Annotated in this window: 14 protein-coding genes; 5 read left to right on the plus strand and 9 right to left on the minus strand. The window is 69.5% G+C overall.

The window, feature by feature from the left end; translation table 11 throughout:
* Nucleotides 1-221 precede the first annotated feature (221 nt).
* Nucleotides 222-836 carry a 30S ribosomal protein S4 gene (gene rpsD, locus AB4Z01_RS05945; RefSeq protein ID WP_441691568.1) on the plus strand — a complete coding sequence of 205 codons (615 nt, stop codon included), beginning with the start codon at nucleotides 222-224 and terminating at the stop codon, nucleotides 834-836.
* A gap of 56 nt (nucleotides 837-892) precedes the next feature.
* Here rpsD and rarD read toward each other — a convergent pair whose 3' ends face one another.
* On the minus strand, nucleotides 893-1,828 hold the full coding sequence (gene rarD, locus AB4Z01_RS05950) for an EamA family transporter RarD (RefSeq protein WP_441691569.1): 936 nt from the start codon (nucleotides 1,826-1,828) through the stop codon (nucleotides 893-895).
* 11 nt (nucleotides 1,829-1,839) lie between these two features.
* Entirely contained in the window at nucleotides 1,840-3,126 is a 1,287-nt protein-coding gene (locus tag AB4Z01_RS05955; RefSeq protein WP_441691572.1) for a CynX/NimT family MFS transporter, read from the minus strand.
* A 352-nt stretch (nucleotides 3,127-3,478) separates the two neighbouring features.
* Between AB4Z01_RS05955 and AB4Z01_RS05960 the strand changes: the two genes are divergently transcribed.
* Nucleotides 3,479-6,184 (plus strand): beta strand repeat-containing protein, encoded by a 2,706-nt coding sequence (locus AB4Z01_RS05960; RefSeq protein WP_441691575.1) that lies wholly within the window; start codon nucleotides 3,479-3,481, stop codon nucleotides 6,182-6,184.
* Between the two features lie 75 nt (nucleotides 6,185-6,259).
* Here AB4Z01_RS05960 and grxD read toward each other — a convergent pair whose 3' ends face one another.
* The 5 genes from grxD to AB4Z01_RS05985 all read right to left on the minus strand — a co-directional run bounded on the left by grxD (nucleotide 6,260) and on the right by AB4Z01_RS05985 (nucleotide 10,150).
* Nucleotides 6,260-6,598 carry a Grx4 family monothiol glutaredoxin gene (gene grxD, locus AB4Z01_RS05965; protein ID WP_429228200.1) on the minus strand — a complete coding sequence of 113 codons (339 nt, stop codon included), beginning with the start codon at nucleotides 6,596-6,598 and terminating at the stop codon, nucleotides 6,260-6,262.
* A gap of 21 nt (nucleotides 6,599-6,619) precedes the next feature.
* Entirely contained in the window at nucleotides 6,620-6,856 is a 237-nt protein-coding gene (locus AB4Z01_RS05970) for a BolA family protein (protein WP_441691578.1), read from the minus strand.
* Nucleotide 6,857: 1 nt separating this feature from the next.
* Nucleotides 6,858-9,098: a phosphoribosylformylglycinamidine synthase subunit PurL gene (gene purL / locus AB4Z01_RS05975; RefSeq protein WP_441691581.1), complete on the minus strand. Its 2,241-nt coding sequence runs from the start codon at nucleotides 9,096-9,098 to the stop codon at nucleotides 6,858-6,860.
* Entirely contained in the window at nucleotides 9,095-9,775 is a 681-nt protein-coding gene (gene purQ, locus AB4Z01_RS05980; RefSeq protein WP_441691583.1) for a phosphoribosylformylglycinamidine synthase subunit PurQ, read from the minus strand. The genes purL and purQ overlap by 4 nt, the downstream gene beginning before the upstream one ends.
* A gap of 156 nt (nucleotides 9,776-9,931) precedes the next feature.
* A complete protein-coding gene (locus AB4Z01_RS05985) occupies nucleotides 9,932-10,150 on the minus strand; it encodes a hypothetical protein (protein WP_441691585.1) in 219 nt (72 codons plus the stop codon).
* A 133-nt stretch (nucleotides 10,151-10,283) separates the two neighbouring features.
* Here AB4Z01_RS05985 and AB4Z01_RS05990 point away from each other — a divergent pair, with 133 nt between their 5' ends.
* A complete protein-coding gene (locus AB4Z01_RS05990; protein WP_441691587.1) occupies nucleotides 10,284-11,219 on the plus strand; it encodes a transcriptional regulator GcvA in 936 nt (311 codons plus the stop codon).
* A 132-nt stretch (nucleotides 11,220-11,351) separates the two neighbouring features.
* The gene (locus tag AB4Z01_RS05995; protein ID WP_441691589.1) at nucleotides 11,352-11,975 is read left to right on the plus strand and encodes a hypothetical protein; all 624 of its coding nucleotides are present in this window, start codon (nucleotides 11,352-11,354) and stop codon (nucleotides 11,973-11,975) included.
* Between the two features lie 185 nt (nucleotides 11,976-12,160).
* Here the strand turns inward: AB4Z01_RS05995 and AB4Z01_RS06000 are convergent, their stop codons facing one another.
* Nucleotides 12,161-12,901 carry a dienelactone hydrolase family protein gene (locus tag AB4Z01_RS06000; RefSeq protein ID WP_441691591.1) on the minus strand — a complete coding sequence of 247 codons (741 nt, stop codon included), beginning with the start codon at nucleotides 12,899-12,901 and terminating at the stop codon, nucleotides 12,161-12,163.
* Between the two features lie 75 nt (nucleotides 12,902-12,976).
* On the minus strand, nucleotides 12,977-13,198 hold the full coding sequence (locus AB4Z01_RS06005; protein WP_441691593.1) for a DUF1127 domain-containing protein: 222 nt from the start codon (nucleotides 13,196-13,198) through the stop codon (nucleotides 12,977-12,979).
* Nucleotides 13,199-13,327: 129 nt separating this feature from the next.
* On the opposite strand from AB4Z01_RS06005, the gene gcvA reads away from it, so the two are divergent.
* Nucleotides 13,328-14,260 (plus strand): transcriptional regulator GcvA, encoded by a 933-nt coding sequence (gene gcvA, locus AB4Z01_RS06010; protein ID WP_441691596.1) that lies wholly within the window; start codon nucleotides 13,328-13,330, stop codon nucleotides 14,258-14,260.
* Nucleotides 14,261-14,300: the final 40 nt, after the last annotated feature.

A 14,300-nucleotide genomic window follows, 5' to 3' on the forward strand; every position in this document is an offset into this window, starting at 1 on the left:
CCTCCTCGCAATGACGGCGAGGGTGGGTGTTACGAAAGGATCTGGCCACGCGGGAGAGGCCACGCGCTGAGCCGCGGCAGATGGCTTCAGGCTTGACATCCGGCCCGGAATGGCGTTTTTCACCGCTTCCATTCCTGGGAACGTGGGTCCGGCGCATGAGCCGGCGCCCCGCCTTGCCTTTGGCAGGGCCTACCGGGACAACATGAGAGAGGATCGAGCGCGTGAGCAAGCGCCTGAATTCGAAGCACAAGATCGACCGCCGCCTCGGCGTCAACCTCTGGGGCCGTCCGAAGAGCCCGCTGAACAACCGCGATTACCGCCCGGGCCAGCACGGCCAGCGGCGCACGAAGCCGACCGATTTCGGCACCCAGCTGATGTCCAAGCAGAAGCTGAAGGGCTATTACGGCAATATCGGCGAGAAGCAGTTCCGCCGCCTGTTCGAAGAGGCCGTGCGCCGCAAGGGCGACACCGGCGAGAACCTGATCGGCCTGCTGGAGCGCCGCCTGGACACCGTCGTCTACCGGATGAAGTTCGTCCCGACCGTGTTCGCCGCCCGCCAGATCGTCAACCACGGCCATGTCCTGGTGAACGGCAAGCGCCTCAACATCGCCTCCTACCAGGTCAAGGACGGCGACGTGATCGAGATCAAGCAGAAGTCGCGTGAGCTGCCGGTGATCCTCGGCGCGATCTCGTCCTCCGAGCGCGACGTGCCGGACTACATCGAGGTCGACCACAGCACCTTCAAGGGCAAGATCGTGCGCAGCCCGGCCCTGGCCGATGTGCCGTACCCGGTCCAGATGGAGCCGAACCTGGTGGTCGAGTTCTACAGCCGCTGATCTGAGCCGGCTGTTTCGACGAAGAGAAAGGGCGCCCGCGGGCGCCCTTTCTTGTTTCAGCCGACGCCGTGGCGCGGGGCCACCGGCAGCCTCGCGCGCCGGGTGGCGTCGAAGGTGAACAGGGCCAGCCCGGCCCAGATGCAGGCGAAGGTCACCAGCGTGGCCGGCCGCAGTGGCTCCTCGAACACCAGCGTGGCCAGCACCAGGTTGATGCTCGGCGCCAGGTATTGCAGCAGCCCGACGGTCGACAGCGGCAGGTGCCGCGCCCCGATCATGTACAGCACGATCGGCAGGCCGGTGATCAGGCCGGAGGCCATGATCGCCAGCGACATCACCCAGCCCTCGCCGCCGGCCGCCACCGGGCCGAAGGCGCCGGTGCCCTGGCTCCACAGCCACAGCAGATAGGCCAGGCAGGCCGGCAGCAGGAAGCCGGTCTCGACCATCAGCCCGACGAAGGGGTCGATCTTCTCGCGCTTGCGGATCAGGCCGTAGAAGCCCCAGGTCGAGGCCAGGACCAGGGCGATCCAGGGGATCTCGCCGGCGCCGATCACCGAGACCACGACGCCGGCTGCAGCCAGCACGACGGCCGCGACCTGCAGCCGGCCCAGCCGCTCGCCCAGGAAGGCGACGCCGAGCAGCACGTTGAGCAGCGGGCTGAGATAGTAGCCGAGTGCCGACTGCACCAGATAGCCGTTCAGCACCGCCCAGATGAACACGCTCCAGTTGACGGTCATCAGCGTGGTGGTGGTGCAATAGGTCAGGAAGCGGCGGCGGCTGCGCAGCACGTCGCCGATCTCGCGCAGCCGCCCCAGGGCCAGCAGCAGCAGGCCCAGCATGACCACGCTCCACAGGATGCGGTGCGCCACGATCTGCCAGGGGCCGATATGCTCCACCGCCTTGAAGTAGAGCGGCGCGAAGCCCCAGATCAGGAAGGCGCTGAGCGCGGCGCCGGCCCCGAAGCTGGGGCGGCTGCGGCTGGATTGGGCGTCCATGATCGTCCCGATCAGCCGGCCACGGCCCGGGCCCGGACCAGCCGGTCGCGGCCGGCGCCGAGGCCGGCCAGGGCCGCGACGGTGCCGATCGCCAGGATCAGCAGCCCGGCCGCAGTCCAGCCGCCGGTCCAGTCGTGCAGCAGGCCGATCAGCAGCGGCCCGCCCGACGCCAGGGTGTAACCGACACCCTGCGACATCGAGGACAGATGGGCCGCGACATGGGCGTCCGGCGTGCGCAGCACCACCAGGGTCAGCGCCACGGCGAAGGCGGCGCCCTGGCCGATGCCCAGCAGCACAATCCACAGCCAGATCGTGCCCAGCGGCGCGAAGATGCAGCCCAGGAACCCGGCCAGCGAGAACGCCATGCACAGCACCGCCGCCAGCTTCTGGTCGCGGCCGCGGGTCGCTAGCGACGGCGCCACCAGCGCGGCGGCGACCTGGACCATGATCGAGACCGAGACCATGATCCCGGCGGCCACGCCGTCGACGCCACGGTCGCGCAGGATCGGGGCCAGCCAGCCGAAGACGCTGTAGGCCAGCGACGATTGCAGCCCCATGAACAGCGTGACCTGCCAGGCCAGCGGATCGGTCCACAGGCCACGGACGGTGAAGCGGGCATGGGCGGCCGGGCCCCGGCGCGGCGGGATCTGGGTCAGCCAGACCAGCGCGGCGATGATCGCCGGGATGGCCCAGAAGGCCAGGGCCGCGGCCCAGGACCCGTCGGCCGCCCGGGCGAGCGGCAAGGTGCTGCCGGCGGCGACCGCGGCGCCGGCGCATAGCGCCATGGTGTAGACCCCGGTCATCAGCGCCGCCTTGTCCGGGAAGTCGCGCTTGACGATGCCCGGCAGCAGCACGTTGGTGACGCCGATGCCGGCGCCGGCCAGGACGGCGCCCAGCAGCAGGGCAGGGGTCGTGCCCAGGCCGCGCAGTGCGGTGCCGGCCGCCAGCACCAGCAGCAGCGCCAGGATCGCCCGCTCGGTGCCCAGCCGCCGGCTGATCCGCGGCGCCAGCACGCCGAACAGGCCGAGGCAGACCACCGGCGCCGTGGTCAGCAGGCTGGCCGTGCCGGCGGAGATGCCGGTGTCGGCGATGATCTCCTTCAGCACCGGGCCCAGGCTCGACAGCGCCGGCCGCAGGTTCAGCGCGATCAGGACCAGGCAGACCACCAGCAGCCACCCGGCCTTGAGCGGCGACGCCGGCGCCGGGATGTCGTCGACCTCGGCGTCGATCAGCAACTCGTCGGCAAGGGCAGGGGGCACGGCCCGGGCCTTCCGATCCTGCTCGGCTGTCGACACCACGGGGTTCCTCCTGGCCACGAAACGATATCCGCCCCGGCGGATCGCGGGGCGGTTGCCGCCATTCTGGACCGGAGTGGGGTCTCGTCGCCCGTCCCACCTCGTCATGCCAGGGTCCAGGGCTCGGCATGGCCACGCTGCCGCTGACCAATGCTGTATCGAAAACCATCAAATATACACTTTGATTCGAGATCGCGCACCCTCCGTTCGGCTGATGCCGAACGAAGCGTTTCCAAGCAGGTTGAGTGTTCCTCTTCAGGCCGTCCATGTGCGCCCTTGTCGAATATCGAGAAGCGTGGCGCTGCGCCGGATCCGGCCGGGAGATCGTGCGGTTTGAACGGAAGGCATAGTCACGATGGCGATCATTCCAGGAACCCCCGGCAACGATTCCCTGAACGGGACTGCCTTTGCCGACACCATCGACGGGCTGGCGGGCAACGACACGCTGCGCGGATATGGCGGCAATGACATCCTCCGCGGCGGCACCGGCACCGACTACATGTATGGCGATGTCGGCGATGACCGGATCGAGACCGGCGGGGGCGGCGGCGACTACGGCTATGGCGGCGACGGCGCCGATACCCTGATCGGGTCGGCCGATGCCGAGACTCTCTACGGCGATGCCGGGAACGACGCGATCTACGGCCAGGCCGGCAACGACACGATCTATGGCGGCGCCGACAACGACACGCTCAGCGGCGGCGACGGCGACGACTACGTCGCCACCGGCACCGGGATCGACAAGGTGGATGGCGGCGCCGGCATCGACACGCTGTATGTCGACCGCACCAGCACCACCACCGGAGTCAGCTTCACCCTGAATGGCGCCACCGGCAGCGACGGCAGCTGGGCGGCCAATATGGAGCTGATGACCTACTATGCCGGGACCGGCAACGACACCATCACGGGTGCCGGCGGCAACGACACGATCTATGGCGGCGCCGGCACCGATGTCCTGAACGGGGCGGCAGGCGCCGATAACCTCAACGGTGGGCTCGGCACAGACACGCTCGGCGGCGGCGACGGCAACGACAGCCTCTCGGGGAATGACGGCAACGATACGCTCCGCGGCGGCGCCGGCACGGACTACATGTACGGCCAGGCCGGCGACGACCGGATCGAGACCGGCGGGGGCGGCGGCGACTACGGCTATGGCGGCGACGGGGTCGATACCCTGATCGGGTCGGCCGATGCCGAAAGCCTCTACGGCGATGCCGGCAACGATGCCATCTACGGCCTGGCCGGCAACGACACGCTCAATGGCGGTGCCGACAACGACACGCTCAGCGGCGGCGACGGCGACGATTATATCTCCACCGGCGTCGGGGCCGATATCGTCGATGGCGGCGCCGGCACCGACACGCTGTATGTCGACCGCGGCACCACCTCGACCGGGGTCAGCTTCACCCTGAACGGCGCCGCCGGCAGCGATGGCAGCCGGGCGACCAGCATGGAGCTGATGACCTATTACGCCGGAACTGGCAACGACACCATCACCGGGGCCGGCGGCACCGACACGATCTATGGCGGCGGCGGCACCGATGTCCTGAACGGGGCGGCAGGCGCCGACAACCTCAATGGCGGAGCCGGCACCGACACGCTCGGCGGCGGCGACGGCAACGACAGCCTCTCGGGCAATGACGGCAACGACATCCTCCGCGGCGGCGCCGGCACGGACTACATGTACGGCAATGCCGACAACGACCGGATCGAGACCGGCGGGGGCGGCGGCGACTATGGCTATGGCGGCGACGGCGCCGACACGCTGATCGGGTCGGCCGACGCCGAGTCCCTTTACGGCGATACCGGCAATGACGTGATCTCCGGCCTGGCCGGCAACGACACGCTCAATGGCGGTGCCGACAACGACACGCTCAACGGTGGCGACGGCGACGACTATATCTCCACCGGCGTCGGGGTCGATATCGTCGATGGCGGTGCCGGCACCGACACGCTTTATGTCGACCGCACCCTTCTCTCGACCGGGGTCAGCTTCACCTTGAACGGTGTCGCCGGCAGCGACGGCAGCAAGGCGGTCAACATGGAGCTGATGACCTACTATGCCGGGTCGGGCAACGACACCATCACCGGGGCCGGCGGCAACGACACGATCTACGGCTATGCCGGAACCGATGTCCTGGCCGGGGCGGCAGGCAACGACTATCTCCGCGGCGGGATCGGCGCCGATACGCTCACTGGCGGCGACGGCAACGACACTGCCTATGGCGATGAGGGCAACGACACGCTCCGTGGCGGCGCCGGCACCGATTACCTCTATGGCGGACTCGATAACGACCTGATCGAGACCGGCGGGGGCGGCAACGATTACGGCTATGGCGGCGACGGCACCGATACCCTGGTCGGGTCGGCCGATTCCGAGAGCCTCAACGGCGATGCCGGCAACGACACCCTCACCGGGGCGGCCGGCAACGACTGGCTCTATGGCGGGGCCGACACCGACGTCCTGCGGGGCGATGCCGGAGCCGACCACCTCGACGGCGGCACCGGCATCGACACCGCCAGCTACTACACCGGCACGGTCGGGGTTGCGGTCAGCCTCGTCACCGGCCTCGGCAGCGGCGGCGACGCCCAGGGCGACATTCTGAGCGGTATCGAGAACATCTCCGGCAGCCAGGGCAGCGACAGCCTGGTCGGGAACGCCGGCGCTAACATCCTGCAGGGCTGGAACGGCAATGACGTGCTCACTGGCGGCGACGGCAAGGACACGCTGGCCGGCGGCGCCGGAGCCGACCGCTTCGTCTACAACGCCATCGCCCAGAGCCCGGTGGGCGCCGATGCCGACCGGATCACCGATTTCAGCCACGCCCAGGGCGACCGCATCGACCTGTCGGTGATCGACGCCAACACCATTGCCGCCGGCAACCAGGCCTTCACCTTCATCGGCTCGGGCCTGTACACCGGCGTCGCGGGCCAGCTGCGCTACAGCCAGGTCGCGGGCGTCACCACCATCGCCGGTGACGTCAACGGCGATGGCACGTCCGACTTCCACATCCAGCTGACCGGCGCGATCGCCCTGGTGGCGGCCGACTTCGTGCTGTAGCCGTCAGTATCAGGCCGACATGACAATGCCCGCCCCGGGAGGGGCGGGCATTGGTCTGGATCGAAGACGCTGGCCTCAGCCCTGGGCGGCGACGGCGATGCCCTTGCCTTCCAGCAGCTCCTGCAGCTCGCCGGTCTGGAACATCTCGCGGACGATGTCGCAGCCGCCGACGAACTCGCCCTTGACGTAGACCTGCGGGATGGTCGGCCAGTTCGAGAACTCCTTGACGCCCTGGCGCAGGCTAGGGTCGGTCAGGATGTCGATGCCCTTGAACGGCACGCCGAGATGGGTCAGCACCTGCACAACCGCGGCGGAAAAGCCGCATTGCGGGAACACCGGGGTGCCCTTCATGTAGACGACGACGTCGGTGCCGGAAATGTCGCTGCGGATGCGCTCGAAGACGGGATTGTCCATGGGATACTCGCTGGCTGAGGGTCAGGCTTCGGCGGCGGTGGTGTGCAGCATCAGCGCATGCAGCTCGTTGCCCATCCGGCCGCCGAGGGCCTGATAGACCATCTGGTGCTGCTGCACGCGGCTCTTGCCGGTGAAGGCGGAGCTGGTGACGTAGGCGGCATAGTGGTCGCCGTCGCCGCGCAGATCCTCGATCCGCACCTCGGCGCCGGGCAGGCCATCCTTGATCAGGCGGACGATCTCCGCCGGTTCCATCGCCATCTCACGCTTCTCCAGCCTGGACGATATCGGTCATGTATCCGGGCAGCCACGCCTCGTTGACGCGGCGCAACTCAGCCACGGATATGGCACTGCCGTCCTTGCGCTTCAACACGTCGCCGCCGGTGCGCCCGATGATTTGCGCTGGCACGCCCGCCGCCCGGGCCCATGCCAGCAGCGCTTCGCCATCGGTCGCAGTCACCAGGTAGCGGCCCTGGTCCTCGCCGAACAGCAGCCCGGCCTCGGCCGGAAGATCCACCGTGGCGCCGATCCGCCCGGCCATCGCCATCTCCGCCAGGGCGACATAGAGGCCGCCGTCGGACAGGTCGTGGCAGGCGGTGGCCGTGCCGTCCTGGATCAACGCGCGGACGAGATCGCCGTTGCGGCGCTCGGCCGCCAGGTCGACCGGCGGCGGTGCGCCATCCTCGCGGCCATGGATCTCGCGGGCATACAGCGAGACGCCGAGATGCCCCTTGGTCTCGCCGATCAGGACAACGGCTTCGCCGGCGTCCTTGAAGCCGAGCCGGACATGGCGCCCGCCGTCCGCGATGAGGCCGACGCCGCCGATCGCCGGGGTCGGCATGATGCCTTCGCCCGAGGTCTCGTTGTAGAGCGAGACATTGCCGGAAACGACAGGAAAATCAAGCGCTAAGCAAGCGGCCTTCATGCCCTGGATGCAGCCGACGAACTGGCCCATGATCCGCGGCTTCTCGGGGTTGCCGAAGTTCATGTTGTCGGTGATCGCCAGCGGCAGGGCGCCGGTGGCGGTCAGGTTCCGCCACGCCTCGGCGACAGCCTGGGCGCCGCCCGCCTCGGGGTCGGCCAGGCAGTAGCGCGGGGTGCAGTCGGTGGTGATGGCCAGGATCTTGCCGGTGCCGTGCACCCGCACCAGCGCCGCATCGGCCTGGCCGGACAGGGCGATCGTGTCGGCGCCGACCTGGCTGTCATACTGTTCCCAGATCCAGCGCTTGGAGGCGAGGTCGGGGCAGGCCAGAAGGCGCGTCAGCACCGTCTCCGCCGTGTCCGGCAGGGGCAAGGACGCGGCCGCGATCTCCGGCTGCTTCGGCGTCGGCTCCCACGGCCGGGCATAGTTCGGCGAGGCGTCGACCAGCTCCGCCACCGGCATATCGGCCCAGACCATGCCGTGCATCTTCAGCACCATGCGGCCGGTGTCGGTGACCCGGCCGATCACGGCGAAGTCCAGCTCCCATTTGCGGAAGATCGCCTCGGCCTCGGCCTCGCGGCCGGGCTTCAGCACCATCAGCATCCGCTCCTGGCTCTCCGACAGCATGATCTCGTAGGGGACCATGCCGGTCTCGCGCTGCGGCACGTGGTCGAGGTCCAGCTCGATGCCGCAGCCGCCCTTGCTCGCCATCTCGACCGAGGAGGAGGTCAGGCCGGCCGCGCCCATGTCCTGGATGGCGACGATGGCGTCGGTGGCCATCAGCTCCAGGCAGGCCTCGATCAGCAGCTTCTCGGTGAAGGGGTCGCCGACCTGCACGGTCGGGCGCTTCTCCTCCGACGCCTCGTCGAACTCGGCCGAGGCCATGGTGGCGCCGTGGATGCCGTCGCGCCCGGTCTTGGAGCCGACATAGACCACCGGGTTGCCGATGCCGCCGGCGGCCGAATAGAAGATCTTGTCGGTGCCGGCCACGCCCACGGTCATGGCGTTGACCAGGATGTTGCCGTTGTAGGAGGCGTGGAAATTGGTCTCGCCGCCCACCGTCGGCACGCCGACGCAGTTGCCATAGCCGCCGATGCCGGCGACCACGCCGGCCACCAGGTGCCGGGTCCTGGCGTGGTCCGGGCTGCCGAAGCGCAGCGCGTTCATGTTCGCCACCGGCCGCGCGCCCATGGTGAACACGTCGCGCAGGATGCCGCCGACACCGGTCGCGGCGCCCTGGTACGGCTCGATGAAGCTCGGGTGGTTGTGGCTCTCCATCTTGAAGATGGCGGCCTGGCCGTCGCCGATGTCGATCACGCCGGCATTCTCACCCGGGCCGCAGATCACCCAGGGTGCTTCGGTCGGCAGCTGCTTCAGCCAGCGGCGGGAGGATTTGTAGGAGCAGTGCTCCGACCACATCACCGAGAAGATGCCGAGCTCGGTCAGCGTCGGCATCCGGCCCATGATCGTCTGGGTCAGGGCGAACTCATCGGCGGTCAGGCCGAACTCCGCCGCCAGCGCCTGGGTGACTTCGGGTTCTGCCGGGAGGTTGCTGGCGGGGGCGTTGGACGATGCGGTCATGAAAGGATCTGCACCAGGCCTTCGAACATGGCACGGCCGTCGGTGTCGCCGTGCTCCGGCTCCGCGGCGCGCTCGGGGTGGGGCATCATGCCGAGCACCCGCCGGTTCTCGGACAGGATGCCGGCGATGTCGTTCAGGCTGCCGTTCGGATTGCCGCGGCCGTCCTGGTCGGCGATGTAGCGGAAGGCGACGCGGTCCTCGTCCTCCAGCCGCTTCAGCGTGTCCGGGTCTGCGAAGTAGCAGCCGTCATGGTGCTGGATCGGGATGCGCACCGTCTGCCCGGCATTGTAGCCGCGGGTGAACGGGCTGTTCGAGGTTTCGACCCGCATCGCCACGGCGCGCGAGACGAATTTCAGCCCGGCGTTGCGCAGCAGGGCGCCGGGCAGCAGCCCGGCCTCGGTCAGGATCTGGAAGCCGTTGCAGATGCCGACGGTCGGCACGCCGCGGGCCACCGCCTGGCGGATCGCGCCCATAATCGGCGACTGTGCCGCCATGGCGCCGGAGCGGAGATAGTCGCCATAGGAGAAGCCGCCGGGGATGGCGATCAGGTCGGTCGGCGGCAGCTCGGTGTCGCGGTGCCAGACCATGTGGGTCGGCCGTCCGGTCGCGTGGGAGAGTGCCACGGCGAGGTCTCGGTCGGCGTTCGATCCCGGGAAGACGATGACGGCGGCTTGCATGCGCGGGATGTAGCGGTCCCGCCGGGCCTTGGCAAGGGCGCCGCTGGCGGTGCTGGCATGCAGGGCATCGCAGCCTCGGCCTGCGGTACGCGGAGAAGAAAATGGCCGGCTCCGCAGGGTGACGGAGCCGGCCGGCAGGCCAGTCGCAGGGGGAGGCTACAGGCGGAGAAGCAGGTCGCGCGGGTCGCTGGCGGGGGCGGGGCCATCGACCCCGATGTCGCGCAGCATGTGGTCGTCCAGCGCCTCCATCGGCAACCGGCTGATGCGGCGGGCGCCAAGCGTGGCCGTGACGGCGCCGATCAGGGCGCGCAGGCCGGAGCGGCTGGTCGGCAGGGCGGCGCGATGCAGGATGTGGTCGGTGCAGGCGGTCGTCATGGTATTTCCCTTTCCGGCAGGGCGTTCGATCGGTCATCGGGAACACCATGAGGATCGCGTTCTGGAGAACAAACCGCAAACAGGATATTCTCTTGGACGGGATAAGAGAATCTATCGAGCCGACGAGGGAACCATGCGCCGTCGCCTGCCGCCGCTGAACGGGATCCGCGCCTTCGAGGCCTCGGCGCGTCACGAGAGCTTCACCCGCGCCGCCGAGGAGTTGGCGGTGACCCAGGCCGCGGTCAGCCAGCAGGTGCGGCGGCTGGAAGACTGGCTGGGCGCCAAGCTGTTCGACCGCACCGAGGGTGGGCTGGAGCTGACCGACACCGGCCGCAACTACCTGCCGGTGCTGCGCGACGCCTTCGACGCCATCGCCGAGGCCACGGCCCGGATCCGGCCGCCGCCGCATTCCGGCATCCTCACCGTGTCGGCGATCCCGTCCTTCATCCGCAAATGGCTGGTGTCGCGGATGCCGTCCTTCAACGAGCAGCAGCCCGAGATCGACGTCAATCTCGACGCCGAATCCCGGCTGATCGACTTCAGTCGCGACCGGGTCGACTGCGCCATCCGCTTCGGCAGCGGCGCCTGGGAGGGGGTGGTGGCGGAGAAGCTGTTCTCCGAGGACACCTTCCCGGTGTGCAGCCCGGCGCTGGTCGAGGCCGGCCTGTGCCAGCTGGAGGATCTGCGCCGCTTCCGCCTGCTGCACGACGAGACGCTGGTGCAGTGGAAGCACTGGCTGCGGGCGGCGGGGATGGAGGAGCTCGGCTGGGTCCGCGGGCCGCGGACGCAGGATTCGGCGCTGCTGATCCAGATGGCGATCGAAGGCCAGGGCGTGGCGCTGGCGCAGCGGGTGCTGGTGATGGACGACCTGCGCGCCGGCCGGCTGGTCCGGCCGTTCGAGCTGTCACTGAAGAGCGACCGTCTGAAGAGCGACTACGCCTATTATTTCGTGGCGCCGCCGACCGCCCTCAGCCGGCCCCTGGTGCGGGCCTTCCGCGACTGGCTGTTCGCCATGGCCGCGGAGGCCGAGGCCTCGCCGGAGGAGCCGATGGCGCTGCCGGCGGCGTAGTCGGGGACCGTCGGCTCGGGGGAGTTTCAGGCCATGATGAAATGATGCCGAGCGTGCTCGGTGCGATCGCTTCGGCGCTGTTAACACATTGTTTTCTTGTATTAATCGGCGATCACGTTCATGCTATGTTCTATGAACAAGGCGCAGACCGATTCGGCCCCCGAGGCCCCGGCCGCTCCGCAGGAGGAGCGGGCGGCGGATCTGTGCGTGGTGGCGGAGCTGGTCGAGATCCAGATGTCGATCGCCCGGGCGACGCAGCAGGAGGCGCTGCAGGCGCCGCAGCCCGGGGTCGATTACTGCCAGCGGATCGCCACCGTCTCGCGCGCCGTGCGGCTGACCCTGCTGCTCAAGGACAAGCTGTCGCGCCAGGCCGCCGAGCGGCGCAAGGCCGCGGCGCAGCGCGAGGCGGCGCAGGAGGACTGGCACGCGCTGCGGGTCCGGCTGGCGATGATGGCGGCCGCCTCTGAGGTGTCCGAGGACGAGGAGGAGGCCGACCGCCGCGCCGACGAGGTGTGCGAGCGGCTGGAGCGGCCGGAGGTGGCGGAGCTGGTGGAAGCCAGCCGGGCCGAGGTCGCGGTGGCGGCCTTGTGCCGGCGCTGGGGCTATCCGGTGCAGGTGAAGCAGTGGCTGGAGATGGCCGACGAGGCTTTGGAGGAGCTGGGCTTCATTCCGCCGGAGGACGGCGAGGACGACGAGGATCCGCCCAAGCCTCGTTCCGCGGCTCCCGGCCGCCGCAAGCCGCCGGACACGGGGTGACCGCGTAGGTTGGGTTCGCGTCTTCGCGAACCCAACACGTTGCCGCCAGCGCGGCCCCCGATCCTGTTGGGTTCGCTGCCGCGAACTCAACCTACGAAACCCGAATTGTTTTGCCTCTCCCGCCCTGCGGGCGGGGCCGGAGGCGCTTGCACCTCCGGTTGAAGGCCCTTTGCCGAGGCCCCGCTCTACGCCAACGCTTCGTCGAAGAATGTCAGCAGCCGCTTCCAGTGCCGCTCGGCGCCGGTCTCGTTGTAGACGCTGTGGTCGGGCACCGCCCAGCCATGCGCCATGCCGACATAGTTCTCGATGATGTGGTCGACGCTGCCCCGCCGCAGGGCTTCGGCCAGCCGGGCGGACTGCTCCGGCGGGAAGCTGTTGTCGACCTCGGCGACGCCGACATAGACGCGGCCCTTGATCTGGTCGGCGAGCAGATGCGGGCTGTCGGGCGCCTCGCTGGCCAGGTTGCCGCCATGGAAGCTCGCCGCCGCGCCGATCCGGTCGGCATAGGCGGCCGCCGCAGTCAGAGCGCGGGCGCCGCCCATGCAGTAGCCGACGGCGCCGATCGGGCCCGCGACCTTCTCCGCGTCGAACACGTCCAGGAAGGCGGCGGTGTCGCGCCGCGTCATCTCCTGGCTGGTCTCGCGCAGCATCGTCATGATCTGGGCCCGGGCGGTGTCGTCGGCGAAGGACGCGCCGGTGAACGGGCCATACGCCCCGAACCGGTAGAACAGGTCCGGCAGCAGCACCACATGGCCCGAATCGGCCAGCCGCTGCGCCATGCCCGCCAGCGAGGCCCGCGGGCCCATCGCATCCATGTAGAGGATGACGCCGCGCAGCGTCTTGCCGGCCGCGGCAGCACTGTCGGGGTGGAACAGCGCCGCCTTGGCCGTCCCGTCCGACGTCTTGATCTGGAGGTCGCGCCTCATCTGCCAATCCTTGGTGGCTCGCCCCGGCCGCGGGAGCGCCATCGAGAAGGAGCGGCCGTGGCGGGAGCATAGCCCTCATTCCCGCCAGAAGGGCTTGCGGCGCATGGTCTCGACCTGGTCGCGGCGCAGGCCGAGGTCGCACAGGGTTTCGTCGTCCATGCGTTGCATCCGGCTGCGCGCCTGGATACGGGCGTACCACAGCGCCGGCAGGGCTGCGACGCGGCGGAGCAGGGCAAGGATGGGGTTCGGCCGCTTGCGGGGTGCCGCGCGGCGTTCGTCGATGCAGAAGCTGGTCATGATACGGTCCTGATCGAGGGTTGAAGATCAGGGGTCGACCCGTGCCCCTAAGATCGGTCCTGGCGGCCGTGGCCGCAAACGGGATAGTCTGGCCCTAGACCAACAAAAACTTGGCCTGTGGAGCTCGGAATGGGATGGCGGCTGCCTCCGCTGAACGGTGTTCGGGCCTTCGAGGCGTCGGCGCGGCATCGCAGCTTCACCCGGGCCGCGGCCGAGCTGTCGGTGACCCAGGCCGCGGTCAGCCAGCAGGTGCGCCGGCTGGAGGACTGGCTGTCGGTCAAGCTGTTCCACCGGCGCGAGAACAGCCTGGAACTGACCGAGGCCGGCCGCACCTATCTGCCCCTGGTCAGTGCCGCCCTGGCCGGCATCGCCGATGCCACGGCGCAGATCGCGCCGGGCCGCACCGCCGGCGTGCTCACCATCAGCACCACCCCGTCCTTTGCCGCGAAATGGCTGACCGCCCGCCTGCAGGGGTTCACCGCGGCGCATCCCGATATCGACGTCAACGTCACCGCCTCGCTGGCCCGGGTCGATCTCGATGGCGGGGAGGCGGATTGCGCCACCCGCTGGGGCCGGGGCGGGTGGGAGGGGCTGGCATGCGACCGGCTGTTCGCCGAAGACTACTTCCCGGTGTGCAGCCCGGCGCTGCGCGACGGCCCGCCGGGGCTGCGCACGCTCGACGACCTGCGCCGGCACACGTTGCTGCACGACCAGTCCCTGGCGCCGTGGCGCGACTGGCTGCGCGCCGTCGGCATGGTGGATGTCGACTGGGTGCGAGGGCCGCGGGTCAGCGATTCCTCGCTGACCATCCAGGCGGCGATGGAAGGGCAGGGGGTGGCGCTGGTCGTGTTCTCGCTGGTCGCCGACGACCTCGCAGCGGGGCGGCTGGTGCGGCCGCTCGACCTCTCGGTGCAAAGCCCCGCCAGCTACCATTTCGTCGCCACGACCCGGGCGTTGCGCCGGCCGATCGTGCGGGCGTTCCGCGACTGGATCGTCGCCGCCGCGGCCGAGACCACCCTGGCGCCGCGCGAGCCGGTCACGTCGTCGCGCCCGGCCGATTGAGCCGCGCCCGGCCTTGCCGCACCCCGCCGGCCGGACCATC

Origin of the sequence: Inquilinus sp. YAF38, assembly GCF_052113205.1 — a bacterium.
Lineage (GTDB): Bacteria > Pseudomonadota > Alphaproteobacteria > DSM-16000 > Inquilinaceae > Inquilinus.